Source organism: Streptomyces prasinopilosus (assembly GCF_001419695.1).
GTDB lineage: Bacteria > Actinomycetota > Actinomycetes > Streptomycetales > Streptomycetaceae > Streptomyces > Streptomyces prasinopilosus.
On record NZ_LIRG01000704.1, the window covers coordinates 1 to 2,195 of the forward strand.

At 78.9% G+C, this 2,195-nt stretch carries 1 protein-coding gene; it reads left to right on the forward strand.

Going from position 1 to position 2,195, the window contains the following annotated elements; translation table 11 throughout:
- Positions 1 to 2,195 (forward strand): beta-ketoacyl reductase (locus AOK18_RS24890; protein ID WP_157865171.1); only part of this gene is annotated, 2,195 nt, incomplete at both ends.

Below are 2,195 nucleotides of genomic sequence, written 5' to 3' on the forward strand. Positions count from 1 at the left end.
CCGCCGTGCGCGCCCTCGCCGCCGCCTACGCGGACCGCTTCGACGCGGCGCGCGACGACTGGGAGACCGCCGACCTCTGCCACACGGCCAACGTCGGCCGCTCGCCCCTGGAGTTCCAGACCGCCGTCGCCGGACGCGACGCCGCCGAACTCGCGACCGCGCTGCGTGCCGTCGCCGCCGGCCGCGTGCCGATCGCCCGCGCCGACGGCGGGCACCCGGCCGAGCGGGCCCCGGAGGACGCCGCGCCGGCCGGTGCGCCGCACGGCCCCGCCGACGTCGCCGACGTCGTCGCCCTGGTACGCGCCGGACACGCGCACGTCGACTGGGCGGCCCTCTCCCCGCCCGGAGCACGGGCCACGGACCTGCCGACGTACCCGTTCGCCGCGCAGAAGCACTGGCACACCCACCGGGCGGCGGCTCCGGCGGCTCCCCCCGCTCCCACGGCGCCGGCGACGGCCCCCGCCGCGGGCACGGACCGCCGTCCCGAGGCGCTCCGGATCGTGTGGGACACCGCCGCGGCACCGTCTCCCGCGCCCGCGCCGGGACGCGCCACGGTGTGTCCGGTCACCCCCGACCCCGCCCTCCGGGAGGCCCTCACGGCCGCCCTGCGCGACCGGGGCGCGGTCGTCGTGGGGACGGCGGCGGACGCGGACACCGTCATCGTGGTGGACGCTCCGGGCGGGCCGGCCGCCGAACCGCCCGACCTGAGCGCGTTCTGGACCGAACTGGCGGACCTGGTGAAGCGGTTGCCCGCACACGGGACCCTGCTCAGGGTCGGGCACCACGGAGTGGCCGTGCACGGGGCGGAACGCGCGCGGGTGCGCCCGGAGACCGCCGCCACCGCCATGGCCGTACGGGCCGCCTGCGCGGAGAGCCGCAAGCACTCCGCCGTCGTCGACCTGGACCCGGCCGACCCGGTCGAGGTCCGGGCCCGGCAGATCGCCGCCGAGTACGCGGCCCTGCCGCACGGCTCCGGCACCGGCCCGGGCACGGAACCGCCCTTTGGCGTCCTCGCGGCCTACCGCCGGGGCGTCAGGTACGCGCCGCGGGCGGTCGCCGCCCCGCCCGGTCCGCCGTACGACCTGCACGGCGACGGGTACTACCTGGTGACCGGAGGCCTCGGCGCGGTCGGCCGGCTGCTGATCCGGCGGCTCGTCGACCGGGGAGCGCTCCGCGTCGGCGTGGTCGGGCGGTCCGCGCTCGACGCGGACCGTTCCGCGGAGCTGCGGGACCTGTCGCGGCGGGCCGAGGTGGCGTACCTGTCCTGTGACGTCCGGGACGCGTCGGCGCTGGCCGACGCGGCGCGGCGGTTCGGGGCGCGCTGGGGCCGCCTGCGCGGTGTCGTGCACTGCTCCGGCCGGGTCAACCCCTTCGGCGCGATGCACCGCCGGCCCTGGAGCGACGCGGTGAAGGTGACCGACCCGAAGATCACCGGCTCGCTGAACGCCGTACGCCTGGCGCGGGAGCGGGGCGCCGACTTCGCGGTCCTGGTCTCCTCGATCGCGGGCAGCATGGCCCGGGCCGGGCGCGGGCTGGTCGACTACAGCCTGGCCAACGCCTACCAGCTCGCCCTGGCCGAACGGGAGAACGGCACCGCCACCACGGTCACCGCCCACGCGTGGCCCAACTGGACGGGCACCGGCATGGAGGCGGACGCCTCCTACTCCGCGGCGCACTCCCTCGGCGCCGACGAGGCGGCCGACGCGTTCCTCGACCACCTGCGGTCGGGCGGCGCGGTCGTCTTCCCCGGCGCCGCTCCCACCCCCGCGCGCAACGGTTCCGCCGTTCCGTCCGTGCCGGCGGGCCTCTCCGTCCCGTACGCGCCGGCGGACTCCGCCGCCCCGCCCGCCGGCCTCCCCGCGGAGGCCGGCACCACCGGGCCGTCGCCGCTCATGACGCGCGCGGTGCCCGTGCGGGACGCGGCACGGCCCGGGACGCACCCGGCGGGTGCCCGGACGCGGGGCGCGACCCCCGCACCGGCGGCCGGCGGGCCGGACCACGCCGTGATGCGCGGCCACGTGCGGGACGCCTTCGTCCACGTGCTGGGGGAGGACCCGGGGGACCGCGCGATCCGGACGCTGGGGCTGGACTCCCTGGTCATCGCCGAACTGACCACCGTGCTCGAACAGCGCGGCGGCCGCACCGTCGACCCGTCCCTGCTGATGCGGGCCGGTACGGCCGCCGCGCTGTTCGAG